The organism is Brevibacillus daliensis (genome assembly GCF_021245735.1).
Taxonomy (GTDB): domain Bacteria; phylum Bacillota; class Bacilli; order Brevibacillales; family Brevibacillaceae; genus Brevibacillus_B; species Brevibacillus_B daliensis.
In genome coordinates this window covers 133,545-158,056 of record NZ_JAJISB010000012.1, presented here as the reverse complement: position 1 = coordinate 158,056, position 24,512 = coordinate 133,545, and the positions used below count along the sequence as shown (strand labels likewise).

Below are 24,512 nucleotides of genomic sequence, written 5' to 3'. Positions count from 1 at the left end.
CAAACAATATCATAGAGGTGAGAGTGATTCACTGTATTCATACTTTCTGATAAAGTCAAAAAAGCCGCCCTTGGTCTAAACCAAAGGCGGTTTTGCTTATATTTTCTTAGCGTGCAGCTTCGAAACGTTTGTTTACTTCTTCCCAATTAACTACATTCCAGAATGCACCGATGTAGTCAGGGCGTTTGTTTTGATATTTCAGGTAGTAAGCATGTTCCCAAACATCTAGACCCAAGATAGGAGTTTTACCTTCCATAACTGGAGTGTCTTGGTTTGGAGTAGAAGTGATAGCCACTTTGCCACCATCTACGATCAACCATGCCCAGCCGGAACCGAAGCGAGTTGTTGCAGCTTTTGCGAAATCTTCTTTGAACTTGTCAAAGCTTCCGAAAGCTTCATTGATAGCATCTGCTACTGCACCTGTAGGGTTTCCGCCACCATTAGGGCTTAGGATTTCCCAGAACAATGTGTGGTTCGCGTGTCCACCACCATTGTTGCGTACTGCTGTGCGGATTGCTTCAGGTAGAGCATCCAAATTGGAGATTAGTTCGTTAATGCTTTTCTCTTGCAAATCTGCATGTCCTTCTAGAGCTGCATTTAGGTTGTTAACATATGTTGCATGGTGACGATCGTGGTGGATTTCCATTGTTTGAGCGTCGAAATGAGGCTCTAGTGCATCTTTTGCGTAAGGTAGTTCAGGTAATTGGTGTGCCATAATTAAAAATCCTCCTTTTATATGTAGATGTTCATGTTTCTATTGTCTTCTTTCATTACTTATTATAAATGAACATCTAGACTAATGCAACAAAAAGGTTGGTAAAGTATCAAAAATACAAAACTTTGATAACTCACATAATTTTTTATACTGCTATCATTTTTTTCTATAGATAAACATATGTAACTTCTTGCAAACCATAAGACAAGTGGTAGACTTGGATTTATTATATATTTTGTGAACGTAAGGGGTAGCTATTAGATGGACATAGACATTACTACGATTATTTTACTCGCTTCTTTTGGCTTTTTGGCAGCATTTATCGACAGCTGTGTTGGTGGCGGTGGACTAATCTCACTTCCAGCCTTACTTGGTCTAGGAATTCCTCCTCACTTGGCTTTAGGCACAAATAAGCTGGCTGGTACGATCTCGTCCCTTACCAGTTCTATTACTTTTATGAGGATGGGGAAATACGACAAGAAATTAATGCTGGTTCTGGTCCCCTTTTCATTTATCGGTGCATGGATAGGAGCGCTTACTGTCCTCGATGTACCTCAACAATTCTTGCATACTTTGGTTATTATCATGATGGGAATTATATTCATCTATACTCTTTTAAACAAAAGATTTGGTTTTGAAGCAAAATTTAAAGGATACACTACCTTTACCATTAGCTGGGGAATTCTCTTTGCTTTTATGATTGGATTTTACGATGGATTTTTTGGTCCTGGCACAGGTTCATTTTTTGTTTTTCTGATGGTACTTTTATTTGGATATGATTTTGTTATTGGGGCAGGTAACGGGCGAATTCTGAATCTCGCAAGCAATATTGCTGCTCTCGCTGTTTTTATTTGGCATGGTAAAGTTATCTTTTCGACAGGCTTAATTATGGGGGCAGCCATGATTGTTGGTGCTACTCTAGGTGCAAATATGGCTGTAAAAACTGGCGTAAAGTATGTTCGTCCCCTTTTCCTGCTTGTTTCCCTTTCGCTTATCACAAAAATGGTATATGAAATTTTATTTGTCTAAAATATCCAATCTTCACATACTTTCTGATAGAGTAAAAAAACGGCGTTAACCAGACAAAGTGGTTACGCCGTTTTATTCTTTTACGTCAATCATAGAGAAGCTCCAGCGTGACGATGGTTCTTTCGTCCCGCCTGCTTATTTGTCGTTTCGTTGTTGTCGTATTCGAGAGAGGATTCCATCTACTAGCAAGCCTAGACCTGCTCCGTAGAAGGGAGCGGCAAACCGCACTCCAGTAGGCAACTCTTTTATAAAGAAGAGAATGACTCCAATAATAAAACCGATCATCATGAAACGCAAACGAGAGGAGCCCATCTACTTCCCTCCTACTTTTTTGCTTTAGGAAGCTTGTTAGGCATTTTCATGTTTTTCATATTGCGACTCATTTGTTTCAGTTGCTTTTGGTTCAAATTCATACCCATAGAACGTGCCATAGCTTGAATTTGTTTTTCATCCATCTGCATGTTAGACATTTGCTTTTTTAAATATTGAACTCCACCATAGAAGCCACCCGCTAATCCAAGCAGTAGCGTTACGATTGGAATGACCCAGTTGTACCACGCCATGATTCATTACCATCCTTTTTTCAATATCTTATCTTGTCCATTTTACCATATCACGACCTGCTGTCCACGCAGATTTGTATGTTCTTCAACAAAATGGGGCTAACTTTTTGACAAGCACCTTACATATAATATGTTAGAGGTGAATATACATGGCTTCTTTTCTAATTATTGATCCTGGTCACGGCGGAATTGATCCTGGTGGAGGGACCAATCAACTCTTTAAAGAAAAAGATTTGACTCTTCAAATCTCCCTGTACCAATACCGACGTTTCCGAGAATTAAACATCCCGGTAGTGTTAACGCGTACCACTGATCTGACAGTAACAAGCGATCAACGCGCTTCCATCGTAAAAAATAGTGGTGCAAAATACTGCATAAGCAATCATATCAACTCTGGAGGTGGCAGGGGAGCAGAAGCGATATATTCCAATCATTCCAATGCTACTTTCGCTAAAACCATTCTTGATGAACTAGAAGCAGAAGGCATGCCTGCACGCAGGGTCTATACAAAAACCCTTCCATCCAATCCTCAGTCGGATTACTACTTCATGCATCGGGAAACAGGAAATGTAGAAACGATTATTCTGGAATATGGCTTTGCTGATAACAATCTGGATGCAACATTTTTGCAGGCTAATTGGACCAAGCTCGCAGAGGCAACTGTGCGGGGATTTGCTGAATTCGCCAATCGTCCTTACCAACCTCCACGTCCTCCTAATCCAGGAACGAATCCTCCTGCTCCTCCAGATAACTGGAAAAGAGAAGCCGTTGATTGGCTATTTCAAGAGGATTTACTTACCAATGAAGAGTGGCGCACAAAATATGATCAGTCACTTCCCTTATGGGCAGAAGCTATTCTTCTTAAACGGTTATATGAGAAATTGAGCCAGAATCAAGCTGGACAAAATTCAGTAGAGGTAATCCCCTTCGCCAAAACAGATCCCTCTACCAATTCAAGCAATACACTACTATCATATTCTTCATCTACCTCACAGAAGCCCCGCCCATCTCTGGTACAGAATGAATCTAAAAGTAAAGAAACAGAGAATCAGACATTGGACTCAGCCCGTCACTTTCGTCCGTGGGAAGATTATGTTTGATTACGCTGAAGTTCTCTAGTTAAGGGTGTATCCGTCTTACCAGAATAGTTCTTTTTAGCAACGACGCTAACCAGTTCATCCTCGGGATAACGATACGCTGTTAGCTTGCCCCCAAATACACACCCCTGATCAATGTTAAGCGTATAAGGGTTTCTCTCTGGCTCCACTCGAGGATCATGACCCCAAACAATCAGGATTGGCAATTCATGTTGGACCGTCCAGTCTTTCCGAATTGGTCTTCCATCAGCAGCCATTCCATCTACATCTCCATAACGGCAAAAATTCAAGATTGCATGGCTCTCTTTTCCAATATAACTATCTTTAATTCCAGCATGTACAGCAATTAATGCTTGTTCTCCCTTATCTAGTAAAATAATATGAGAAGGGGCAGTCATTAATAGCTCTAGACTATCGTAACGTAGCTTGTTTGCCTTTCTTTTGCCATGTATTTGTTCGTATTGTAGGAATTCTGCTTCTACCAATTCATCTCCATGCGCTAACGTCACCCTTCTCCCATCCAACCAACGAGCAATTTTCCAGCCATGATTACTCTCGATCATCTCCGCTAATCCCGCTTTTACATGACGAATAAAAAAAGAGAGCATAGGAAGGGATTCTGGGCCTCGACTGGTGATGTCACCAAGGGACAATATTTTTCTTCCCTCAGGATGCTTATATAGCTGACTCTCTGGCTCCAAACGATAGCCCAGTTTCTCAATCAATTCAATAAATTCCTCGTAGCACCCATGAATGTCGCCAATGACATCTACTCCAAAATCAGCATGAAAGTATAGCTCTCTGCGTGCTTCCTCCTGTTTCATGATCTGCACCTCCCTCCTATTTGGATTGAAAAATCATCTAGATTCTCTTATATAGTAGTATTACCCAGGAATCGGAAGAAAAACTTTGAGCCCAGCTGCTAATGATAAAAAATAGATAAAAATCGTCTTCTTCCTACCATAGTGGAGAAAACCAGCTTCTCTTTTCACACTTCGCTAAGAGTCTTCGCCCACTGATGGTTTGACTGTCCGCTCCTCACTATTCATCGGGGAAGCTCTAAACGATGTATTCACTGTAAGACTTGCTGGGTATCGCTTCTTATTCCCGATGAACAGTGCTCCGCTGGGAAGGGCTTCGCCAAGACGCTCAGTGTGAAAAAAGAAGCTGGTTTTTTCATGCCGCTGTAATTGTTCGTATTTTTCGACTAAAGCCGGTTGAGTAGAAGCACATTTTTTGTCCAGAACTATTTAAGGTCCTACCTAGTTACTGGGTAAAGAGTGCGGATAAAAAAGTGCAACCCATGAAATACTGCGTAGCATGTTCACTTCTTATCTATTTAAAAAAACAGAGCCCCCCAGTCGATCAGCCAGGAAGCTCAGTTTTTTTCAGTTGATGCTTATGCACATAAATCGCAGCTTGCGTTCGGTCCTCCACGTTTAGCTTGGACAGGACGTTACTTACGTGTGTTTTCACCGTTTTAATCCCGATAATTAATTCGTCGGCAATCTCTTGATTAGATTTCCCTTGACCAATCAGAAGCAATACTTCCAATTCACGCGGTGTCAACTGATGATGAAGAGGCGTTTCTGCTCCTGTTCTAAACCTCGCCATAATCTTGCTAGCAACACGTGATTCAAGAACAGGTTCTCCATCTGCTGCTGCTCGAATTGCTTTAACAATCTCTGATGCTCGAGAGGTCTTTAACAGGTAACTGAACGCACCCGCTTCAATGACTGGATATACTTTTTCATCGTCAATAAAGCTTGTTAAAACAATCACTTTCGTCTGCGGCATTATATCTCGAACTTGACGCGTCGCCTCAATTCCGCCTATGCCCTCCATAACCAAATCCATCAGTACTACATCTGGCTGAAGCTCAGTCACCATGCGCACGCCTTCTTCACCGCTTGAGGCTTCGCCCGCGACCTCAATATCATCTTCTGTAGATAAGTAAGAGGCTAATCCCATCCGAACCATTTCATGATCATCCACCAACAATACTCGTATCATCCTCGCCATCCGCTCCTTTTGGTTGTACGTCCATTAGCAGTGGGACGCGTATCTCTATCTGAGTTCCGTTACCAGGTGATGAATAGATTTCCATTGTTCCACCTATATCATTAACTCGTTCCTTCATGGTCATCAATCCATATGAAGTCATTTTTTCACCTTCTGGATCGAAGCCGACACCATCATCCGCAATCCGCAAACGAGCCTGTCCATGTAACGTAAACAATTTTACGGTAATACTGTTCGCACGAGAATGACGCAGAGAATTGGACAACGCTTCCTGCAATATCCGGAACAACTGATCTTCCATCCCACTCGGTAAATTCGTCAGCATGTTTATTTCCCAATGAATCGCAATGGTATTCTTCATCTTTAGTTCTTGAAGTAAATCCGCCACCGCTTCAGCAAGAGATTTATTCTGCAAGGTAGCCGGACGTAAATGTAATAATAACGCCCTCATCTCTGCCTGCGCCCCTGCAGCCATTTCCTCTACGAGTTCAATTTGTTGGGCAGCACGATCCGGATTTTTTTCAATCAGCCTTTTAATTGCCGCTGTTGTCATTGCAATGGCAAACAGTTGCTGGCTAACAGCATCATGCAGCTCTCTCGCCAGTCGCTGCCTCTCTTCTGTCACTGCTGCTATTTTCACTTGATCGTGTAATTCTGCATTATGGGTAGACAAGCGTTGTAACGAAGCAACCTGCCCTTCCCATTTGGCAGCCAATCGATTAAATTGAAAGGCTAATTCACCAAGTTCATCAGAACCCAAATCGGGAGCTCTATAAGAAAGCAACCCCCGTTCCAGGTTCATTGCTGCTTCGTTCAGATTATAGATTCGCTTCTTAATAAAGTTACCAGCAACATACCCACTGACTAAACCCACAACACTAGCTACTACCACACCAAGAATTACCTGAAAGAAGAATAGACTCCAGTCGATATCGCCAGTAAAGTGAATGTCCAAATAGGTTGAAAACCAATGATTAATGGTTTGATTACGAGGAACGGAATACTGTAACCAAAGATAAATACCAAACATCGAAACTACAGTACTGTTCGTCCAGAACATCGCCTGTTGAACTGCCTGCCACTGTATGCTTTTTAACGTTGAGTAAGACTCTTTCATCCTAAAAAGTACACCCCTTTTTCTAGATGTACTTCACATTAACGGCGCCTACCTTAAGGGAGACAATAATTCTAACCTTTTGGGTAGATTCCGTATAATCATGAGAAGACAGCATCACTTTTCGCGTTACCCCATCCTGGTGATGACCAAGCACAGATAAATCTCCAAGTGATACTTCTGCTTTTACCTGTACAGGAAGATCAATCGGAGTATAAACGGTAATGTCACCTACCCAGCCTTCAATAATCAAGGTTCCTCCGCCATCCGGAATCATGGCGCGTGACAAGTCGATTACAACATCACCCACCCCTTGCCAGATTCGCATGTTTTTAAGCTCAAAACGACCTGATGTCAATCGATAGCTACCGAACAAGGAACTATGAGACTGACAAGAATAATGAGTGTGTGAATAGTCCGTAGAAGAGCCATAATAATCGTTTGTATGTTTATCGCTCTGACTTTCATAATGAGTAGAGGAGTTCCTCTGATTATCTCTATTCGTATACGATTTAAAAGGGCGACCAGTTTCAGGGTGCTTGTATGCAAGTTTTTCTTTTATCTTATGAAACAAACCTACATGATAATGATGATTATGATGATACTCTGATGAAGCATTCTGTTTTTTCTTTTCCCATTCCTCAAATAACTTGTCTACATCTTCACTTTCATATTTCGGTTCTGCTTGTACAAAATCATAACCATGTTCTTCTGGTGATCTATTCATAAAGTCCCTGTCCTTGCGTTTGAACTCCATAGAATGCTTACTTAAGAGACGGAAACCATAATATATAACAAAGAGTGAAATAATAACGCCAAGAAAATTGGCGACACCAAACCACACTTGAAAAATATTAATAACCCCAATTGCAAGTAGGATTCCACCGGTAATCTTTCTTCCCTTTAACCAAAAACGATAACCTAAAAATAAAAATAATAATGGCCATAAATGAAAGACACTAAAAAAAAGAATACCTAGATTATTTAGGAAGAGGCCTAATCCAACCAATATGATAATGGTACCGGCTACCATTGTTTCAACACGTGTGAATTTCAACAGGTTTCTGCTCCTCTCTGTAAAGAAACAAATTTATCCCTTTCTGCACACATACACAAATGCAGGGGGGATATTAAAAGGAGTAAAGTGAATATCGACTTCAGAAAAGCGTGATTCCAACTCACTTTTCATTTGAAGAGAATATTGAAAGGTGATAAAAGTTCCATTTTCATGAAGTGATTCAATCACACTATCTAAAATTTGGCTCCGCAGTAAATCGGGAAAGACCGCAAATGGCAAGCCCGAAATAATTGCATCTAATTTATCTATGCAAAGCTCATCAAGGTATTGTGGTAGCTTCTGTGCTTCATACCTGATAGTAAGTTCAGGGAATCGCTCTTGTAGCATCTGTCTAAATTGCGCATCTCTCTCCACAACTAAGAATTGTGCTTCTTGATGTTTATGAGAAAGAATTGCTTTTGTAAACACACCAGTACCTGGGCCAAGTTCAGCAATACGATTGGTTTTATTCCAATTCACCTGTTTCATCATCAACTTGCTTAAATAACGTGAACTAGGTATTACACTTCCTACTTGACCAGGTGAAGAGACAAATCGTCTCAAAAACAGAATAAAATCAGACATCTACTATTATCCTCCCTAGGGGAAAAGCAGCCCCAAAGAGGGGCTGCTACAACAGTTACTTACTATTTATTATCCAGTTGTAATTCTTCCCTTTTCTCATCAGATTTTCCTGCCAGTTTTTGCTTTAATCTTGCCAACTCCTGATCTAATGAGTCTTTTTTATCCAGCTCATTAAGAGCACGATCATAGTTCGCATCCTGATATAGACCGCTCAATGAAGCTTCTGCTTCCATTTGCATTACTTTCTCTTCCATACGGTGGAATCCTTTTGCGGCACTTTCTGTACCTGCACCCATTCCTGTTACGTATGTGTTTACTTGTTTTTGTGTGCGTGCAACCTGTGCACGGGACATCAATGTATATTTTTTTGCACGCATTTTATAAAACTCTTCTTTTAGTTCAGCCAATTTTTCACGCATTTGTTGCGCTGCATGACTTGAAGTTGTAAGTAAAGCTTCCAATTCCTGTGTACGAGCTTCATACATTTTTTTATCTAACAGTGCACGTCGCGCCAATTCGTCTTGCCCTTCAGATAGAGCTAACATAACTTGACGATCGCGTTTTTCCATAAGTTCTTTTGCTTCTTCATATTGTTGACGGAATTTTTTCTCCTGTGCAACTTGGCGTGCTACCGCTATCTCAACACGTCCAATTTCAGCTTCCATGTCACGTATATATTGATTCAGCATTGTTACCGGATCTTCCATGGAATCAATCACATTGTTTACTGAAGCAACTGTTACATCACGCAATCTTTTAAAAATACTCATTCTTGAGTTCCTCCCTACGAGTTTATCATTTTTTAAGGTAATCGTATCCAATAAATTTGTTAAAGTTTCCTGTAGCTAGTGACGGTGTATTGGCTCTTGCTAGTGACGGTTCATCTGTTCTTCTCTTATTTACGGTTTTTCCATTCGCGTTCAAAGCGATCCATCTTGTCCTCATACAGGACACGCTTTGCCCAATCTCTTTCCATCATAGAAGGAGAAGAATCAAAATGGGCTGTTTCCTTTCTGGAAGGTATCATCTTTAATCCCAGGTAAATCACGACGATTGCCAAAATAATGTCGAATGGCAACCATAGTCGATTCATCAGGATGATAAACCCAAGCAGGAACATGATAACCCCTAGTCCCTTGCTACCAGACAGGCCCCTTCCCATAATTTTTCTATATCCATAGATCATGAGAAAAGCCCCTAACAGAATAGGTATAATCCAACCGAATGAAATTCCTATTGTAAAAAAGAGAACCAGGATCCCCACTATCACAATCAGAGCTCCAAGTAGTGTTTTTCCTTGTTTCTCCTGCAATCACTTGTCCCTCCTTTGCTATGTCATTGCTTTATGTCTTTATTGTAGACGACAGCCCAAAATCTCATAACGGACGGACGGATGGTTTTCATCTCAGACTTGAGACGGAGGGTATCTCCACCTCTATAGTTAAAAAAATGCACGAAGATATCAAAATAAAAATATGACGTCGTGGTTACAAAAAGATTACCACTAATTGTGTCTGAATTGTGAACAATTATAAAAAAAAGAGGGGATTTAGGAGAAAAAGAGAATTTATTGTCTTGTAAAAAAAAAGAAGATAGCCGAATTCCTGAAAATGGAAACGGGGGAACCATACTTTTGGGGTGAATAGCTGTTCTTCTAACAGCTTAGGGAACCTTCGACCGAACCCATCAGCTAACCTCGGAGGCTCAAAGGAAGGGGCTTTTTCGTTGCGTAAGTTTTTTTGTTCCATACTGGTTACTGGATTACTGGTCATGGGTGGGGGAGCTGCTTTTGCAGCAAGCTCATTGACCGATGCTATCAATCCACTGTACGGAGTGCCTTACAAGGCGTCAGGACAAACCACAAAAGGGTTTGACTGTTCAGGATTTACCAGTTACGTATTTGATTCTCTTGGCGTAGACTTGCCACGCTCTTCTGCTTCTCAGCACGAGGTAGGCACATCTGTTGACCGTGACGATCTTCAACCGGGGGATTTGGTATTCTTTAATACCAATGGTCGAAGCATCTCTCATGTAGGTATCTACATCGGCGACAATATGTTTGCTCATTCTGAATCAGGAAAGGGAGTAGTAAAATCAAGCTTAAACGATCCTTACTACTGGAGTAAAAAATACGTGGGCGCGAAACGCGTTTCTATTCCGTCTTTAACCGAATAATACTTAGCTAAATCAACCTGTATGGAAAAGCTAAAAGTAACAAAGTAATATGAGAGTCAGAGGCTAATGCCTCTGGCTTTTTCTGACTTATATTAGTACCTGATCACAATATTAGGTGACAATATTCTACATATTTTTGATCACATAAGCTTGTATTTACGTGTTATGATGGAGGTATTGTAATAGATCATATTGGGGGGTCTCCTTTGAAAGATCATATATTTGTAGTTGACGACAACCAGGAGATTGTCGAATTACTCCAAGATATTCTCGAAAATGAAGATTTTGAAGTATCGTTTGCAAACAGTGGCGAGGAAGCATTGGCTAAGCTAGAACAAGGGCTTTCTCCTAATTTAATCTTGCTCGATATTATGATGCCAGAAATGAGTGGTTATGAGCTCTGTGCTCAAATCCGCCGCGAGCGAGAAATGCCTATTATTTTTCTTAGCGCAAAAGGTAAACCCGTTGACAAGGTAGTCGGTTTGGAAATTGGAGCTGACGATTATATAACTAAGCCTTTTGATACCGAAGAATTGTTAGCGCGTATTCGTGCGCACCTACGCCGTTATGAACGTATTCGTAAACTCTCTTCTCATGTTGAACAAACGGAGAAAGAGGTTAACGGAAATTCACTAACTATTCTTCGATTTAAAGGGTTAGAGATTCATAAGGAAACGTACACCGTTTACGTCGGGGAACAGAAGATTGATTTATCCACTAAGGAATTTCAGCTATTAACATTCCTTGCAGAGAATCCTGGTATTGTGTTTACTCGCGAACAGATTTATGACCGCGTCTGGGGATATGGATATGGCTCATTGAACACCGTAACGGTTCACATTAAAAATCTTCGTGAAAAGTTGGAAACTGAGCGTACCTTTATTAAAACGCAGTGGGGTACTGGCTATGTTTTCATCGGGGAGCGAATCTAATCCGTGAAAATCAGCACAAAGATCTTGCTTGCTTTTTTGGTTGTAATTGTGATTCATCTTCTTGTTTATCGGTACTTTTTCCAGAATATAATTGTCGATCAGCTAAAAACAGATCTTCATCAGCAATATCTGTTGGAAAAAGAAGTAGCTGAACTGATTAGTTTTAACGAAAATATTAGCTCTAATCTACAAAAATTCCCTGAAGAAGTTAAGGAATTAACCAAGCAACTACCAGAAGACTTGATGTACACCATTGAAATCAAAGATGGTACAGGCCATACCATTACGAGCAAGTCATCAAAGACCTTTGATGCAAAAGGTAAAGGTCCGAAAAAAATTGTTGCTGAATATGTATTTGAACGTGGGAATCAGTCAAGTGGAAGAACCGTTGTACGATTCTATACAGATGACTATGATATTCTTTCCTTCAAAGGGATTGAAATGCTCATTCTCTACCTCTACATCAGCATGATCTTTATCGGGATCATCCTGTTCTTTATCGTCATTCGCTGGATACTGCGCCCTGTTAACGAGCTCTCTCGTGTAACTCAGGAAATAAAATACGGTAGGCGTGATGTTACTTTTACCTATCACTCTAATGATGAATTCGGGCAGTTGTTCCACCAGTATGATGAGATGGTAGAAGAAATCAGTCTAGTTGAAGAACGCCAACAAGAATTAATGGCTGCAATTGCCCATGATTTCCGTACACCGCTTACTACAATTAAAGGCTATGCTTCCTATATCGCATCTGGCAGAGTCATCGATCCAGCACGTATTCAAAAACAGATGACTAAAATTGAACAGCGTGCCGCAGATCTGGAATTCCTGTTAGACGAATTACAGGACCATAATCAGTTAGTAGGTCATTTCCCTATAAATATAAGCAGATTGAACATTCGTGAATTCGCTTCTCGTATCGCAGAAGAGTATGCAACGAGACTGGATGAGAATTCCATTCAGTTCTTGAGCAAAATCCGGGTTTCAGAGAGAATGCATATGGAAGCAGATGAGCAAAAATTGCGTAGAGTATTAGAAAACCTGCTAAACAATGCTATTCATTACAACAAACCTGACGGTAACATTCTGTTTACTTGTGATATTGGGAATAACGAAGTCATTTTTTCTGTCATAGATAAAGGAGAAGGAATTGCAGAGGAAGACTTGCCGAAGATTTTCACCAAATTTTATCGGACAGAAAAATCACGTAACCGTAACAGTGGTGGAACTGGACTCGGCCTCTCCATTTGTCAGCGTCTTATAGAATTACACAGCGGTCACATTAAAGTAACCAGTCAACTTGGGGTGGGTAGTGCTTTTACAGTCTTTCTTCCCCTCATTCAGCCGAAAAACTCTATCTCGACAAGTTCTACTAAGCACAAATAGCCAAATAGCTTATGAAAGTCCCTAAAAATATTAGAAAACTTAGCTTTGCCAAGCCTCTGGCTCAGGTAAAGCCTTAGTTGCACTTATGCAGATAAGAATTTTTATGAATTCTTATCTGTTAACAAAGCAGCCGCCTCGGAACTACCGGGCGGCTGCTTTTATGTATATCGATGACTCACTTACGTTACATGGCCCTATGCCATGTTTGTAAGGTTCGTATGCAGTGTTCTACTACTGAATCGAGATCCATGATATTTTCTTCACTGATCTTCCTTTGAAAATCCAGCTGGGTCTCAAGCTGGTATCGCCTATCCTTTTCTTGTTCAATATGATGTTCATCCAGCACATAGCTAACCTTCTGTTTGATATGAGGGCGATCTCCCCACACTGTTTGAAGACATTGAAACAACTCGGCTGTATCTAACGAAACATCATAGGTAGGCAAATGAAAAAATAGTTGAAGGTAACAACCCATCTCACCCACTAAAGAAGTCCCCAGCTGTTCACTCGCAATATCTGCCAGCTCCGTTGTTAGACGTATTTCTGCTTCAAGCATCCGCTCTTCACTGTTTCGGGAAGGCAAAGTAAAGCGAATGTGAAAAAAACGATTATATCTGGCCAAATCAACTGCATCCAAACGATCAAGAACGACGATGTCTCCATCCAGGTCATGATCATAGACCGTTCCTTCCAAAACCACCTTTATATTGTCATACATAACAGGGTGAAACATCTTCTTCCTCCTCATTCCACTCTCATTGCTACTTTTACGATACCCTTTTTCTTAAATAAAAAAAACTTATATTGTAGTCTTCCAGAATTTTAGAGGATCGAATTTTTCCTGCTGTAGTGGAGAAAACCAGCTTCTCTTTTCACCCCTCGCTAGGGGTCTCCGCCCCGCAAGGGGTTAGACTGTCCGCCCCGCACTATTCATCGGGGAAGCTCTAAACGATGTATTCACTGTAAGACTTGCTGGGTTTCGCTTCTTTGTCCCGATGAATAGTGCGGGGCGGACAGTCTAACCCCGTGCGGGGCGGAGACCCCTAGCGAGGGGTGAAAAGAGAAGCTGGTTTTTCGTGCGGTTGGTTTTTGTTTGAGTTTTTCTTTCCAGTGCAGCCGTTTGCAGAAGAAGCACATTTTTTGTCCAGGACTATTTAAGGTCCTACTTAGCTACTGGGCAAAGAGTGCGGATTAAAAAGTGCAACCTGTGAGATACTCCGTAGCATTCTCGCCCTTTTGCACTTTCCGCACTCTTTACCCAGTAGCGGACAGCCCTCGCTCCCTTGCTGGACCTTAACGAGTTCGCAGTCAAAAAATGTGCTTCTTCTGCCTCCCCACTACAGTAGAGATTATGGAGAATGACCAAACTATCTAATACAGCAAAAAAAGCCACTCTGCTTTTCCATGCAGAAATGACTTTACTTGTAAATGATAGGGGCATTATGAGATAACGCGTGCGAATCTCTTTTGTATTTTCAACGATTCTTATACATCCAGTTTGGCGAATTTTCCTTCGGAGCATTCAAAGCACTCAGGCATGTAAGATTCAGCCTGTTCAGCCATTGGTTTTCCACAGCAAGAGCAATATTTCGGTCCTAAATTTGCGAAGAAAAATGAGATTTTTTCCATTTGAGACGCCTCCCAGTGTATTTTGTTGTTTTCATTGTACTACAACAGCAATTTTATTCAAATCTTGTTATAACACATTTATAGTCAATAAGGATTCATTTGATGCAGATATCTCAATAATGCTCCGTTTTTCTCTGTATTAATACTAATTTGTTTTTAATAGGCTGTTATAATACAAGAAAAATTATCCAGCTCCATTTACATGCCTTATTACAGTCTTTCTAACAAAATAGAAAAAGCCTCAATCCTCCACTACAGAGGACGAGGCTTACCTATTGTCATACACCATTCGTTCTTATACAGATTCGTAAATCGCTTCGTAGCGCTTACCGATTTCTTCATCATTAACGCCAAATTCTTTCATGCGCTTAATCATTGCTTGTGCCCAGATGTTTGTACGCTCAGCAATCTTAGCGAATTTCTTTGCTTCTTTTCCTTTGTACTTGGAACGCTCTTCGCTGTTTGCTTTCAGGTTATCCAGGATGAAGATCATGCGCATCGTATCTTCTTCGGACAAATTTGTCCACTCAGAATCTAAGAAGGCAATCACTTCTTTGTAATATTTGTCGAAATCAATGAAGGGCAATTCTGTATCCATGTTCAGATACCCTTTCAATTGGTCAAACAATTGATCCATCTTCTGTAACACTCCCTTTTTTGGCTTACACATCATTATATCAAAAAGGAGGAAACCAAGGAAAGCCTTCTTCCTCATGCTCACCTCCTCTGTTTTTGGTAGGCTCGCTTTATTTTTTATTGCAATCACCTATAATAGGTTCATACGCATTTTTGCTGAGGAGACACGTAAACATGAATAAAAGAATGAATAACCGACCAAAAAACCAACCAGACAGCATGGAGTATACAACAAGTAAACGCCCTCCTGCCAAAGCCAACAACAGACAATCTAATAAATCAACAAATAGACCAAACAGCAAAAAAGCTCATGAAGCTGCTGACAAGCCCTCCACTAACAAACAATTCACCGTGAAAGAACCTGCTGAATTGCTTCCTTTTCTATTAGCACATGAAAAAAAGCTGAGCCGGAATTCAATTAAATCGTTGTTAACTCGTAAAGAGGTATCCGTGAACGGTAAAATTGTTACCGCACATAACTATCAGCTACATCCAGGCCAAATTGTAACCATCCAAAAAGAGAAACAAGCAGATTCTGCACCATTGGTAGGACTAAAAATTATTCACGAAGATGAAGATATCATTGTGATCAAAAAGGATGCCGGACTTTTGTCAGTTGCATCGCCGAAGGAAGACGAAATGACTGCATATCGCCAGCTTATGGCTCATGTTCGAAATGAAAATCCACAAAACCGGATTTTTGTCGTTCATCGCCTTGACCGAGATACCTCAGGTGTCATGATGTTTGCCAAAAGTGAAAAGATCCAGCAAGCGTTACAAAATGCATGGAAAGAAAGCGTTCAAGAGCGTCTATATGTAGCGTTAGTTGAAGGTGAAGTGAAGAAGCCGGAAGGTACGATCTCTTCCTGGTTAAAGGAAAGCAAAACGTTACTAATGTATTCAAGTCAGCGCCCTAACGATGGGCAACATGCCATTACTCATTACAAAGTGCTTGAGTCCAATCGTAATTTTTCATTATTGGAAGTACATTTGGACACAGGGCGAAAAAACCAGATTCGTGTGCATATGCAAGATATTGGACACCCTATTGTTGGCGATAAGAAGTACGGAGCGAAATCAAAAGCAATCGGTCGACTTGGGCTTCATGCACGTGTCTTATCTTTTGTGCATCCTACAACTGGGAAAGCGATGCGTTTTGAAACAGAGATTCCAAAGACTTTTTTACGACCATTTCAAAGTGAGTCTTTCCCTTCTTGATTTGTATCATTTGCTTCTTTACCAGGAGCAAATTACTTTTTACGTTAACGCAAAAAGGCTTCCAGCAAACAATTTTGCTGATAGCCTTTTTTGTTTTTTTCATATCAAATTACTTTAACAATTCAAGATCAAACTTTGGCACAAGCCCTTCTTCCATCGCTCTGCCCAGTAAAGTCGTGATAGCTGCATAACCATCTTCTCCTAAATTGTCACTAAACTGATTCACATACAAGCTAATATGCGCTTTGGCTACTTCAGGGTTCATCTCCTGCGCATGTTCCAGGACATAGCTTTGCGATGCCTCTGGATGCTCCCAAGCATATGCCAGAGACGCACGTATCCAGCCTGCGATTGCTTCATGATCTAATACCGATGAGCGTCGGGCAATAATGGCACCTAACGGGATGGGTAGACCTGTCTCACTCTCCCACCAGCTTCCCATATCTCCTAGAAGCGTTAAACCATATTCCTGATAGGTAAAGCGGGCTTCGTGAATGACTAGTCCCGCATCAATTTTGCCATCACGTACGGCAGGCATAATTTCGTGGAAAGGCATAACAACTATTTCACCTACACCGCCTGGAACGTTCTGTGCTGCCCATAGTCTAAATAGTAGGTAGGCTGTAGAACGCTCACTAGGAACGGCTACTTTTCGTCCGCTAAGCTGAGCAGGATCATCTGCTTTCTCACCCTGTGCATTGGTGAGAACGAGCGGACCACACCCTCTCCCAAGCGCTCCTCCGCATGGTAATAAGGCATACTCTGACAAAACCCAAGGTAAGGCTGCGTACGATATTTTTACTATATCTAATTCGGTAGACTCCGCTGCTAACGTATTGGTGATATCGATATCTGCATACATCACATCTAATTGAGGCGCTCCCGGAATTAATCCATGCGACCATGCGTGGAAAATAAATGTGTCATTAGGACAAGGAGAGAATGCAATTTTCATTATAAAACCTCCCGAAGTACTGAACCTGCTGTTTCTAACGCAGTCATTGCCTCTTTTATTCGCCAGGCTTCTCGATCACGAGGACCGATTGAATTGGAAATCGAACGAATCTCGAGTACAGGTACACCAAAATCTCTGGCAGCAGTAGCAACACCAAATCCCTCCATTGCTTCAGCAACTGCTTTCGGATAACGATTAGCTAATTCATCTGCTGTTTTCTCGCTTCCTGTAACTGTTGATAAAGTAAGAATCGTTCCTGATGTAACAGGCAACTTGGCTTCTTGTAACAGTTGTAATACAAGTGAAGCACGATCTGAATCTGCAAGGATGCGTGCAGATCCAAACCCAAGCTCGTCCACACTTAGAAATCCGTCTTCTGTCTCCGCTCCTAAATCGGCGGCAATCAGCTCTTTTGCTACAACTAACGAACCTACCTCCACTCTGCCAATGAAACCACCGGCAATTCCTGCGCAGATAACTAGATCATAGGTAGATAGTGCCAAGGCTCTTGCCGTACTAGCTGCGGCAGCCATTGGACCTACTCCCCCTATTATACAGTCGAAACGATCAGAATTTTGCAGTCCACGCATGACTGCATCTCTTTCTCCCGCTACAGAGGTAACGATCAGCACACGACCAGGTAGCATTTGCCTTTCCACTTGAGTGAAAGCCGATGTATCCATTCCATGCTCTGCAACCATTTATCTGTTCTCCTTACTTTAGTGAGTCATCGATTCATCTTCGGACCATTCTATGCTTTAAAGTTATCTTGAACTCTCTTTTCTGTCAAAAATAATTACATTTCTTACTTATACATTTTTCTTTTTGGAACAATCACAGGTACAATGAATACAACCATGTATTGATTTGGATGTGAAAAAAGTGGTCTTGTCAATTCTTTTATTTATACTGGCTGGTCTTGCAGAGATTGGCGGTGGGTATTTGGTTTGGTTGTGGCTGAGGGAATCCAAGCCGCTGCTATATGGTATAGCAGGTAGCATCATATTAATTGGATATGGTGTTATTCCAACCTTTCAACAATTTCCTTCTTTCGGCAGGGTATACGCTGCTTATGGTGGGGTTTTTATTGTACTAGCTGTATTATGGGGGTGGCTAGTTGATAAGAAAACACCTGATATGTATGACTGGCTAGGAGCTGCGATATGTATTGTGGGAGTATCCGTTATATTGTGGGCTCCTCGTAATTAAAAGATCTGTTGGCATGCTAAAAGGGGGCATTTCGCAACACTCTGCCCCCTTTACCTGCCTATATGATTACGAATCATACTCATTTAATCAAAAATTTTGTTAAGAACATGCGTACTATGCGGCTTGGTATTTTCAATCCATTTCTTCTCAAGATTCTCTAGCTTCTTTTTAATCTGCCCTTGATTGTCTGCATTTTTCTCCATCTGTTCCAGTACTTCTATCACGAAGACATCTTCTCCATACTGATTCCACTCTTCTTGTAAATCTCTGTTAACATGCGATCCATGCTTCAAACTAAATAGTTGCCCATTTAATGTTTTCACATTTGGAGTACTTCCAATGTATATCTTTTCATTGCGAGTATTCTTGATTTGATAAACTCCTGCGTAGATCTTTTCTTCTTTATACTGAAGAATTCGTTCTTTTCTGTTGTTTGTCATATTAATCATATCCTTCCGTTACATTTTACACGCTTAATCAAAACAATTATAATCATTGTCTGTATTATAATAAACAAAACATAAGATTGTCTAGTCGTTTTTCCCCAGAACGAAATACTTCTTTTTTCCTTTACCTATTTTGAGAGCAGTAAATTATCTGTTCACCTGTTATCGTCCTTAACCTACCCGTGTTTTTTTAGTATTTGATAATTGCTTCCACCTCCTTGCTATTCATATCCTAATCGATATCGCGTGTCCGTCTGATAAAGACTTTTTTCTAAAAATGTACATCCTACCCTTCTCTTCTGCTATAAAGACTCTATAATGAAAGTAGAAGAGTTGTATCTGAAATTGCAGCAAACGGAGGTAGCTAATGAGACCAATTGTGGAAGTTGCTCAACAAGTAAACATTGATGCAGATGACTTGGAACTGTATGGGAAGTATAAAGCTAAACTGTCGATGGATTTATGGAAAAGAGTGCAAGACAACCCCGATGGTAAACTGATTTTGGTAACCGCTATGAATCCTACGCCTTCAGGTGAGGGAAAAACATTAACCTCGATTGGTCTTTCTCAAGCTCTTAACCATGTTGGAAGAAAAACGATTGCAGCTCTACGTGAACCCTCACTCGGACCATGCATGGGAATGAAGGGCGGAGCAACTGGAAGTGGACAGGCACAAATCCTGCCTGCCGATGAAATCAACCTTCATTTTACCGGTGATATTCATGCGATTACAGCTGCACATAACCTGCTGGCTGCCATGATTGATAACCACATCTTCCATGGAAATACGCTACAACTTAATCCGAAAAAAATCGTTTGGAAGCGTGCCTTGGATATGAATGATCGTGCATTGCGGCAAATCGTTGTTGGGATGGGCGAAGGTAATGGCGCAGTAAGAGAAGATGGTTTCATGATTACTACAGCTTCCGAAATTATGGCGATCCTATGCCTGAGTGAAAATCCAGAAGATTTACATGATCGTCTAGGACGTATCATTATCGGATATAACATGGATGGACACCCTGTCACAGCTAGAGATATAAATGCGGTTGACGCGATGACCGTACTTCTTAAAGAAGCATTAAAGCCTAATCTTGTCCAAACGATCGAAGGAACGCCTGTTATCGTTCACGGTGGTCCTTTTGCTAATATTGCACATGGGTGCAGTAGTGTACTTGGTACCAAGATGGCTCTAAAACTGGCAGATTATGTAGTAACTGAAGCTGGATTTGGGGCAGATCTGGGAGCTGAGAAATTCTTTGATATAAAGTGCCGTCAAGCTGGACTTGCTCCAGATGCAGCAGTTCTTGTTGTGACAGTGAAAGCACTTAAGTATAATGCTGGTGTTAAGCGAGACGATCTGGCTAAGCTAGATATTAGTGCAATAAAAATCGGTTTTGCCAATGTAAAACGACATATCGAAAACCTGAAAAAGTTCGGCGTTCCTGTAGTAGTGGCTATCAACCATTTTGCACAGGATTGGAGTGAAGAGGTACAGTTGGTTCAAGAGCTTTGCCGAGAAATCGGAGTGACTGCTGAAATTTCTGATGTATGGGAACAAGGTGGTGCTGGTGGGAAGAAGCTAGCAGAAAGCTTATTAACTCTGTTGGAAGATAACCCATCCAACTACAAACCATTATACGATCTTGAGCAACCTATTTTACAAAAGGTAAGCACCATCGTAAAAGAAATTTATCATGGAAGAGACATCTCTCTTTCTCCTACAGCAATTAAATCTCTACATATGATTGAGGAACAGGGCTTCTCACATTTGCCAGTTTGTATGGCGAAGACTCCTTACTCATTCTCTGATCAACCAACTTTATTAGGAGCTCCTTCTAATTTCGTTATTACCATTAGTGATCTCCGTCTTTTGGCAGGTGCTGGTTTTATCGTTGTAATAACAGGCAACGTATTAACAATGCCGGGCTTACCAAAAGTACCAGCAGCAGAAAAAATGCACCTGGATGAGAACTATCACATACAAGGCTTGATGTAAGTAGAAAATACTTGGTAAATAAGATGTAACCTCCCCTTCCAATGTTGCAGGGGAGGTTTTTATTAACTATGGAATGTATTGGGAGAAAAGATTGACAAATTATGAAAGTGTTTCACTAAAATAAATAATATAAACTGTTACGTAGCTACTGTGTTAGTATAATACCATCTTTGCTACCAGATCTCGCTACGAAGGAGTATTCACGTATGAAACCATTTTATGTCGCTCTCTTACTACTTACTAGCATTCTATGGAGTGGCAATTTTGTAGTAAGCAAGCTCATGGTTGATTATGCATCATCCATGACCTTAACCAATTTACGATACATCATTGCTGTCATTATTCTACTCCCAATTGTATATGCTACTGAAAAACGCTTGTTGCCACCGCGTCGTGCCATTATTCCTCTTATCCTAATGGGTGCAACTGGTGTTGTCGGATTCAATCTTTTTTTATTTTGGGCATTGGAGAGAACAGCAGCCACTAATGTAGGGTTGTTATCCACATTGAATCCACTTTCTATTGCTATCTTCTCGTTCCTGATCTTGCGGGAAAAAATTCGCCCTTTGCAGATGCTAGCAATGGTTATATCTTTGGCAGGAGTCTTGATCGTCTTATCAAAGGGCGATTTACGTTTGCTATTCTCACTAACCTTTAATTCTGGGGACTTGTTCATGCTATGTGCCGTTGCTACTTGGGGACTTTATTCTGTGAGTAGTAAATGGGCAATGCGAGATGTTTCTCCAATGATGTCTACGCTGTACGCAGGTATATTTGGTGTTATGATGCTGCTTCCTTTTAGCCTGCAATCTTTTACGATTACAGCAATTGATGCAACTTTTGTCTGGGGAATTTTGTACATTAGCATTTTTGCCACGGTAATTAGTATGGTGACATGGAATATGGGAGTCAAACATGTGGGCGGTACTACATCAGGAATGTTCCTTAATTTTAATCCCGTTTTTACAGCGATTCTCGCCTTTTTCATGCTGGGTGAACAGCTTACCTGGGTACAACTATTGGGTAGTATAATCGTAATTGTAGGTTGCTATTTGTTTGCAAAGTGGAAAGAGCGTCCTGTAACAAAGGGAGTCACAGAAGATGTTTGACATGGATGCGTAAAACGATGTGAATATTGCTCAGGAAGAGGGTATTGGGCCTCTTCCTGTTTTTATTTCATCTGTTTCTTTCGTTGGTTTGGTTTCACTCTTTTTCCAACCAGATAATGAAAGTGGGACCATCTCCTGATATGTCTTAGACCAACTGTGGATTAATTCTACTGGAATTCCTTCACGAGACAGGGTTCTTTCAAATGCTTTTACCCCTCTACTTTTTTGAAATCTCACACTTCCATAAATGGTTGTTAGCCGGACCAGAAGAACCGTTGCCTTGACAGTGACAGGAATGATTCGCCCCAGTTTTTTACCATTTTTCATCACTTACCTCCCCACCTTCTAACTTACTAGCTTCATCATTTTTCTTACTATGCTAGCCATATCTGCCAATTGTGAGATTGCTGGTTTTATGTTGTCATTCATTCTAGCTGCTTTTTTTCTAAAAGCATTATTTATTTCGCCTAAAACAGACGTATTCATTATTTTATATGGTCCAAGATATACTCCCATGTTGCGGTTTTCCCGTTGTAAAACATTTTTATCCTCTTGTTCACATGGTAGTTCTTCCCCTACTTGCTCCAGATCGTCTATACGTTTCATAATTGACTGTAGCAGATTCTTCCCGTGCTCTTTTGCAAAGGTCAGCTGTTCCGTTTCGTTCATGGTTACTGCTTGTTGAAATTGGTCTAATAGTTTTAACTCTTCTCTGCAAGAGACGCATTCCGCCAAATGATGATAAGCTGACACTTTTTCCTCAGCTTGTAGCGTTCCATTAACTAACCACGGTAGCATCCATTGAGTCTCTTCACATGGGATAGCCATCTCCTAATTCCCCTCCTATCTCTATTTCTTTTTTTACAAACTTTTTAAGAGAATACATTCTACTTTTTACTGTACCTTCTGGAATCGCCATGATTTCTGATACTTCCTTATAAGAAAAACCATGGACAAAAACAAGCGATATAAGTTCTTGCATATCTATCGGCATTTTGCTCACTACATTCTGTAAAGTCAGTTGTGTAGAAACGATTTCTGAAAAATCGGTGGAACTCATAGAATCAGTCATCATCCCTATCGCTGCTCCGCCATCATTCATCTCTTCATTACGCTTATATTTCAGCCTGATCACGTCAGTTACTTTATTTCGAGCAATACTAAATATCCATGCAGCCACACTTGATTTTCCAGAATATCCAGACGCCCCTCTCCAAATCGCGATAAAAATGTCCTGTAGAATATCATGGATGATGTGCTCATCTTGATAACGTTTTTTCAGATAAATATACAATCTGCCATGGAATTCATTATATAGTAGCTCGAAGGCTTCTCGATCACCCTTTGAGATTAGAGTAAGTAAGCGAAGATGGTATACATGTACATCCTTATTGGGATAATCTTTCGGCTTAGATTTCGGCTTAGATTCCATCTTCGCTTCACTCCATTCGCACCGACATGCTATTCATTCGTTTCACTTTTTACATCCACATTTTTCGTAACATCCTTCAAGGAGAACATGTAATCACTTGCCATTTTAGAAGCCAATTCCTGTGAAATACCCGCTGCGATCAATTCTTTGTATAACGCACCAACAGCTTTACCAATGTTGGCCCCTGCTTCTTCCGAATAGATGGTTTTGAGAAGATTTGTTATGAGCGAAGGTACCTTGCTATTCGCTAAATCAAGTAAGCCCTCAAGTTCCGCTAAGTCCATGTTAAAAGAATTTTTTACTTCCGTCATACTCTGTTCACTCCATCTCTTTTTTGATTGCATTCATCAATATAGTCGATGGCAAAAGGAAAATGGTTCATGTTCAAACAGAAAATCCTCAAACAAAATCATTCGGCTACGCTTAGAACAGAAAAAGGCACAGAAAGAAGTTATCTACACGACCATAGACAATCTCTTTTATGCCTTTTACTCAAGTATTCTTATTTCATTGTAATTTGACACTCACCTAATGTTTTTTCTCCCCATGTTAGACGAAGCTGGTCCCCATCAGCTACCGGACCTACCCCTGCTGGTGTACCCGTATAAATAATATCACCCTTCCCGAGACCAAGTTGCTCACCAATGAACGTAATCAAGGTTTGTAGGTCAAAGATAACATCCTTTATATTCCCTCGTTGTACTTCCACGCCATTTTTCACTAATGTAAAATCGGTTTCCTTGATCGCTTCGTCACCTGGGAATTCTTGAAATTCAGTAATGATTGCACTGTTCTTAAATCCCTTGGAGACTAACCAAGGATGTCCCTTTTTCTTCAAACCGTCTTGAACATCTCTTAATGTAAAGTCAATACCTAAGGCAAAGCCATCTACCATGTCTTCCGTACCTAGACCTGGCTCGTACTCTCTTCCTATACGAATCACGAACTCCGCCTCATAGTGAATTTCACCCTGATTGGCCGGTAGCATAATATTTTCTCCATTTGCCAGTACAAGCGCGTGAGTCGGTTTAGAAAAAATCATTGGCGATGTTGGTACAGCATTCCCCAATTCCTCTGCATGCAGCTTGTAGTTACGACCTACACAATAGACATTACGAATGGCTTCCATCTTGCTTCCCCTCTCTGTGGTCCCATTTGTTTTTTCATCTGCCTCACCTGGTGGCGAGGCTTGTACGATTTCTGC

General features: G+C 40.8%; 29 protein-coding genes, 1 pseudogene and 1 riboswitch. Of the genes and pseudogenes, 9 read left to right on the top strand and 21 right to left on the bottom strand.

From position 1 onward, the window contains the following. Positions 1–106 precede the first annotated feature (106 nt). Positions 107–715, bottom strand: a complete 609-nt coding sequence (locus LM917_RS12180; RefSeq protein WP_232697783.1) for a superoxide dismutase — start codon at positions 713–715, stop codon at positions 107–109. Between the two features lie 261 nt (positions 716–976). Between LM917_RS12180 and LM917_RS12175 the strand changes: the two genes are divergently transcribed. Further along, entirely contained in the window at positions 977–1,744 is a 768-nt protein-coding gene (locus LM917_RS12175) for a TSUP family transporter (protein WP_232697782.1), read from the top strand. A gap of 135 nt (positions 1,745–1,879) precedes the next feature. On the opposite strand, the gene LM917_RS12170 is transcribed toward LM917_RS12175, so the two are convergent. After that, positions 1,880–2,056: a hypothetical protein gene (locus LM917_RS12170; protein ID WP_232697781.1), complete on the bottom strand. Its 177-nt coding sequence runs from the start codon at positions 2,054–2,056 to the stop codon at positions 1,880–1,882. An 11-nt stretch (positions 2,057–2,067) separates the two neighbouring features. Continuing rightward, on the bottom strand, positions 2,068–2,307 hold the full coding sequence (locus tag LM917_RS12165) for a YneF family protein (RefSeq protein WP_232697780.1): 240 nt from the start codon (positions 2,305–2,307) through the stop codon (positions 2,068–2,070). 149 nt (positions 2,308–2,456) lie between these two features. On the opposite strand from LM917_RS12165, the pseudogene LM917_RS12160 reads away from it, so the two are divergent. Next, positions 2,457–3,191 (top strand): annotated as a pseudogene (locus tag LM917_RS12160) (N-acetylmuramoyl-L-alanine amidase family protein); the annotation flags it as partial. A gap of 206 nt (positions 3,192–3,397) precedes the next feature. Here the strand turns inward: LM917_RS12160 and prpE are convergent. The 7 genes from prpE to LM917_RS12125 all read right to left on the bottom strand — a co-directional run bounded on the left by prpE (position 3,398) and on the right by LM917_RS12125 (position 9,494). Beyond that, a complete protein-coding gene (gene prpE, locus LM917_RS12155) occupies positions 3,398–4,228 on the bottom strand; it encodes a bis(5'-nucleosyl)-tetraphosphatase PrpE (RefSeq protein WP_232697779.1) in 831 nt (276 codons plus the stop codon). A gap of 541 nt (positions 4,229–4,769) precedes the next feature. Continuing rightward, a complete protein-coding gene (locus LM917_RS12150) occupies positions 4,770–5,417 on the bottom strand; it encodes a response regulator (protein WP_232697778.1) in 648 nt (215 codons plus the stop codon). Then, positions 5,392–6,543 (bottom strand): HAMP domain-containing sensor histidine kinase, encoded by a 1,152-nt coding sequence (locus LM917_RS12145; RefSeq protein WP_232697777.1) that lies wholly within the window; start codon positions 6,541–6,543, stop codon positions 5,392–5,394. The genes LM917_RS12150 and LM917_RS12145 overlap by 26 nt, the downstream gene beginning before the upstream one ends. Before the next feature lie 22 nt (positions 6,544–6,565). Continuing rightward, a complete protein-coding gene (liaF, locus tag LM917_RS12140) occupies positions 6,566–7,597 on the bottom strand; it encodes a cell wall-active antibiotics response protein LiaF (RefSeq protein ID WP_232697776.1) in 1,032 nt (343 codons plus the stop codon). A 33-nt stretch (positions 7,598–7,630) separates the two neighbouring features. Then, positions 7,631–8,182, bottom strand: coding sequence for a class I SAM-dependent methyltransferase (locus tag LM917_RS12135; protein ID WP_232697775.1), 552 nt, complete (start codon positions 8,180–8,182; stop codon positions 7,631–7,633). 62 nt (positions 8,183–8,244) lie between these two features. Then, positions 8,245–8,952, bottom strand: coding sequence for a PspA/IM30 family protein (locus tag LM917_RS12130; RefSeq protein ID WP_232697774.1), 708 nt, complete (start codon positions 8,950–8,952; stop codon positions 8,245–8,247). 125 nt (positions 8,953–9,077) lie between these two features. Continuing rightward, complete coding sequence (locus LM917_RS12125) at positions 9,078–9,494, bottom strand: NfeD family protein (protein WP_232697773.1); 417 nt, start codon at positions 9,492–9,494, stop codon at positions 9,078–9,080. Positions 9,495–9,766: 272 nt separating this feature from the next. Further along, a riboswitch (cyclic di-AMP (ydaO/yuaA leader) is annotated at positions 9,767–9,902 on the top strand. Positions 9,903–9,907: 5 nt separating this feature from the next. On the opposite strand from LM917_RS12125, the gene LM917_RS12120 reads away from it, so the two are divergent. From LM917_RS12120 to LM917_RS12110, 3 genes are all read left to right on the top strand, one after another. Continuing rightward, positions 9,908–10,357: a C40 family peptidase gene (locus LM917_RS12120; RefSeq protein WP_232697772.1), complete on the top strand. Its 450-nt coding sequence runs from the start codon at positions 9,908–9,910 to the stop codon at positions 10,355–10,357. 206 nt (positions 10,358–10,563) lie between these two features. After that, a complete protein-coding gene (locus LM917_RS12115; protein ID WP_232697771.1) occupies positions 10,564–11,289 on the top strand; it encodes a response regulator transcription factor in 726 nt (241 codons plus the stop codon). A 3-nt stretch (positions 11,290–11,292) separates the two neighbouring features. Continuing rightward, positions 11,293–12,675: a sensor histidine kinase gene (locus LM917_RS12110; protein WP_232697770.1), complete on the top strand. Its 1,383-nt coding sequence runs from the start codon at positions 11,293–11,295 to the stop codon at positions 12,673–12,675. Between the two features lie 184 nt (positions 12,676–12,859). Here the strand turns inward: LM917_RS12110 and LM917_RS12105 are convergent, their stop codons facing one another. The 3 genes from LM917_RS12105 to LM917_RS12095 form a co-directional block, all read right to left on the bottom strand. Beyond that, positions 12,860–13,408, bottom strand: a complete 549-nt coding sequence (locus LM917_RS12105) for a hypothetical protein (RefSeq protein WP_232697769.1) — start codon at positions 13,406–13,408, stop codon at positions 12,860–12,862. Between the two features lie 752 nt (positions 13,409–14,160). After that, on the bottom strand, positions 14,161–14,304 hold the full coding sequence (yhfH, locus tag LM917_RS12100) for a protein YhfH (protein WP_232697768.1): 144 nt from the start codon (positions 14,302–14,304) through the stop codon (positions 14,161–14,163). Between the two features lie 295 nt (positions 14,305–14,599). Continuing rightward, positions 14,600–14,941 carry a hypothetical protein gene (locus LM917_RS12095; protein ID WP_309241948.1) on the bottom strand — a complete coding sequence of 114 codons (342 nt, stop codon included), beginning with the start codon at positions 14,939–14,941 and terminating at the stop codon, positions 14,600–14,602. A 173-nt stretch (positions 14,942–15,114) separates the two neighbouring features. Between LM917_RS12095 and LM917_RS12090 the strand changes: the two genes are divergently transcribed. Then, the gene (locus LM917_RS12090; protein WP_373688785.1) at positions 15,115–16,158 is read left to right on the top strand and encodes an RluA family pseudouridine synthase; all 1,044 of its coding nucleotides are present in this window, start codon (positions 15,115–15,117) and stop codon (positions 16,156–16,158) included. A 109-nt stretch (positions 16,159–16,267) separates the two neighbouring features. Here LM917_RS12090 and LM917_RS12085 read toward each other — a convergent pair whose 3' ends face one another. Continuing rightward, complete coding sequence (locus LM917_RS12085) at positions 16,268–17,113, bottom strand: 1,4-dihydroxy-6-naphtoate synthase (protein WP_232697766.1); 846 nt, start codon at positions 17,111–17,113, stop codon at positions 16,268–16,270. Beyond that, positions 17,113–17,796, bottom strand: coding sequence for a futalosine hydrolase (locus tag LM917_RS12080; protein ID WP_232697827.1), 684 nt, complete (start codon positions 17,794–17,796; stop codon positions 17,113–17,115). The genes LM917_RS12085 and LM917_RS12080 overlap by 1 nt, the downstream gene beginning before the upstream one ends. Before the next feature lie 199 nt (positions 17,797–17,995). On the opposite strand from LM917_RS12080, the gene LM917_RS12075 reads away from it, so the two are divergent. After that, complete coding sequence (locus LM917_RS12075; RefSeq protein WP_232697765.1) at positions 17,996–18,322, top strand: YnfA family protein; 327 nt, start codon at positions 17,996–17,998, stop codon at positions 18,320–18,322. Between the two features lie 83 nt (positions 18,323–18,405). Here the strand turns inward: LM917_RS12075 and LM917_RS12070 are convergent, their stop codons facing one another. Beyond that, positions 18,406–18,762, bottom strand: coding sequence for a GIY-YIG nuclease family protein (locus LM917_RS12070; protein WP_232697764.1), 357 nt, complete (start codon positions 18,760–18,762; stop codon positions 18,406–18,408). Positions 18,763–19,135: 373 nt separating this feature from the next. On the opposite strand from LM917_RS12070, the gene LM917_RS12065 reads away from it, so the two are divergent. Together LM917_RS12065 and LM917_RS12060 are read left to right on the top strand one after the other, a co-directional pair. Beyond that, entirely contained in the window at positions 19,136–20,767 is a 1,632-nt protein-coding gene (locus LM917_RS12065; RefSeq protein WP_232697763.1) for a formate--tetrahydrofolate ligase, read from the top strand. 206 nt (positions 20,768–20,973) lie between these two features. Further along, entirely contained in the window at positions 20,974–21,876 is a 903-nt protein-coding gene (locus LM917_RS12060; protein ID WP_232697762.1) for a DMT family transporter, read from the top strand. 30 nt (positions 21,877–21,906) lie between these two features. Here LM917_RS12060 and LM917_RS12055 read toward each other — a convergent pair whose 3' ends face one another. From LM917_RS12055 to LM917_RS12035, 5 genes are all read right to left on the bottom strand, one after another. After that, on the bottom strand, positions 21,907–22,203 hold the full coding sequence (locus LM917_RS12055) for a hypothetical protein (RefSeq protein WP_232697761.1): 297 nt from the start codon (positions 22,201–22,203) through the stop codon (positions 21,907–21,909). Positions 22,204–22,221: 18 nt separating this feature from the next. Then, positions 22,222–22,704 carry a zf-HC2 domain-containing protein gene (locus tag LM917_RS12050; protein ID WP_232697760.1) on the bottom strand — a complete coding sequence of 161 codons (483 nt, stop codon included), beginning with the start codon at positions 22,702–22,704 and terminating at the stop codon, positions 22,222–22,224. Further along, positions 22,688–23,308, bottom strand: coding sequence for an RNA polymerase sigma factor (locus LM917_RS12045; RefSeq protein ID WP_232697759.1), 621 nt, complete (start codon positions 23,306–23,308; stop codon positions 22,688–22,690). Before LM917_RS12045 ends, LM917_RS12050 begins: the two co-directional genes overlap by 17 nt. Before the next feature lie 29 nt (positions 23,309–23,337). After that, positions 23,338–23,619 carry a hypothetical protein gene (locus LM917_RS12040; RefSeq protein ID WP_232697758.1) on the bottom strand — a complete coding sequence of 94 codons (282 nt, stop codon included), beginning with the start codon at positions 23,617–23,619 and terminating at the stop codon, positions 23,338–23,340. Between the two features lie 191 nt (positions 23,620–23,810). Continuing rightward, positions 23,811–24,437, bottom strand: a complete 627-nt coding sequence (locus tag LM917_RS12035) for a fumarylacetoacetate hydrolase family protein (protein WP_232697826.1) — start codon at positions 24,435–24,437, stop codon at positions 23,811–23,813. Positions 24,438–24,512: the final 75 nt, after the last annotated feature.

Bases quoted from the DNA above. Each gene is read 5' to 3' on its own strand.
- LM917_RS12045 (WP_232697759.1), bottom strand. From the start codon at position 23,308: ATGGAATCTAAGCCGAAATCTAAGCCGAAAGATTATCCCAATAAGGAT.
- LM917_RS12085 (WP_232697766.1), bottom strand. From the start codon at position 17,113: ATGAAAATTGCATTCTCTCCTTGTCCTAATGACACATTTATTTTCCAC.
- LM917_RS12040 (WP_232697758.1), bottom strand. From the start codon at position 23,619: ATGACGGAAGTAAAAAATTCTTTTAACATGGACTTAGCGGAACTTGAG.
- LM917_RS12145 (WP_232697777.1), bottom strand. From the start codon at position 6,543: ATGAAAGAGTCTTACTCAACGTTAAAAAGCATACAGTGGCAGGCAGTT.
- LM917_RS12135 (WP_232697775.1), bottom strand. From the start codon at position 8,182: ATGTCTGATTTTATTCTGTTTTTGAGACGATTTGTCTCTTCACCTGGT.
- LM917_RS12090 (WP_373688785.1), top strand. From the start codon at position 15,115: ATGAATAAAAGAATGAATAACCGACCAAAAAACCAACCAGACAGCATG.
- LM917_RS12055 (WP_232697761.1), bottom strand. From the start codon at position 22,203: ATGAAAAATGGTAAAAAACTGGGGCGAATCATTCCTGTCACTGTCAAG.
- LM917_RS12105 (WP_232697769.1), bottom strand. From the start codon at position 13,408: ATGTTTCACCCTGTTATGTATGACAATATAAAGGTGGTTTTGGAAGGA.
- LM917_RS12050 (WP_232697760.1), bottom strand. From the start codon at position 22,704: ATGGCTATCCCATGTGAAGAGACTCAATGGATGCTACCGTGGTTAGTT.
- LM917_RS12060 (WP_232697762.1), top strand. From the start codon at position 20,974: ATGAAACCATTTTATGTCGCTCTCTTACTACTTACTAGCATTCTATGG.
- LM917_RS12170 (WP_232697781.1), bottom strand. From the start codon at position 2,056: ATGGGCTCCTCTCGTTTGCGTTTCATGATGATCGGTTTTATTATTGGA.
- LM917_RS12130 (WP_232697774.1), bottom strand. From the start codon at position 8,952: ATGAGTATTTTTAAAAGATTGCGTGATGTAACAGTTGCTTCAGTAAAC.
- LM917_RS12070 (WP_232697764.1), bottom strand. From the start codon at position 18,762: ATGACAAACAACAGAAAAGAACGAATTCTTCAGTATAAAGAAGAAAAG.
- prpE (WP_232697779.1), bottom strand. From the start codon at position 4,228: ATGAAACAGGAGGAAGCACGCAGAGAGCTATACTTTCATGCTGATTTT.
- LM917_RS12065 (WP_232697763.1), top strand. From the start codon at position 19,136: ATGAGACCAATTGTGGAAGTTGCTCAACAAGTAAACATTGATGCAGAT.
- LM917_RS12165 (WP_232697780.1), bottom strand. From the start codon at position 2,307: ATGGCGTGGTACAACTGGGTCATTCCAATCGTAACGCTACTGCTTGGA.
- LM917_RS12150 (WP_232697778.1), bottom strand. From the start codon at position 5,417: ATGATACGAGTATTGTTGGTGGATGATCATGAAATGGTTCGGATGGGA.
- LM917_RS12035 (WP_232697826.1), bottom strand. From the start codon at position 24,437: ATGGAAGCCATTCGTAATGTCTATTGTGTAGGTCGTAACTACAAGCTG.
- LM917_RS12095 (WP_309241948.1), bottom strand. From the start codon at position 14,941: ATGGATCAATTGTTTGACCAATTGAAAGGGTATCTGAACATGGATACA.
- LM917_RS12175 (WP_232697782.1), top strand. From the start codon at position 977: ATGGACATAGACATTACTACGATTATTTTACTCGCTTCTTTTGGCTTT.
- LM917_RS12180 (WP_232697783.1), bottom strand. From the start codon at position 715: ATGGCACACCAATTACCTGAACTACCTTACGCAAAAGATGCACTAGAG.
- LM917_RS12080 (WP_232697827.1), bottom strand. From the start codon at position 17,796: ATGGATACATCGGCTTTCACTCAAGTGGAAAGGCAAATGCTACCTGGT.
- yhfH (WP_232697768.1), bottom strand. From the start codon at position 14,304: ATGGAAAAAATCTCATTTTTCTTCGCAAATTTAGGACCGAAATATTGC.